At 58.8% G+C, this 272-nt stretch carries 1 protein-coding gene; it reads right to left on the bottom strand.

Annotated features, from left to right (window positions below):
* Positions 1–150 (bottom strand): RRXRR domain-containing protein (locus A7Q09_RS11345; RefSeq protein ID WP_208526739.1); only part of this gene is annotated, 150 nt, incomplete at its 3' end.
* Between the last annotated feature and the right edge of the window lie 122 nt (positions 151–272).

The raw sequence follows: 272 nt of genomic DNA, 5'->3' as shown, positions 1-272 counted from the left end.
GGAATCTTCCACCCTGCAGTCCACCAGAGGGATGGTAAAGGGCACCATCCGGCCAAAGCGGGCACCTCCGCGCTCCAGTAGCATCCGCGCCCGCTTCTCCGAGCACGGCATCAGAGCCTTCTTCCTTTTGTCCAAAACGAATACCGCCATTTTCTATCCTAAGTCCTTACGGACAGTTGTAACGCGGGCATCTCTGCCCGTCTCCCCTCGGGAATGTCTGCAACCGGCTCACCCCTTGCGGTGTCGGTGAGAACCTTCGGACCTTTGCCTTG

The sequence above is a fragment of the Methylacidiphilum sp. Yel genome, assembly GCF_004421185.1.
Lineage (GTDB): Bacteria > Verrucomicrobiota > Verrucomicrobiia > Methylacidiphilales > Methylacidiphilaceae > Methylacidiphilum.
This window is presented reverse-complemented; position numbering and strand designations above follow the sequence as displayed.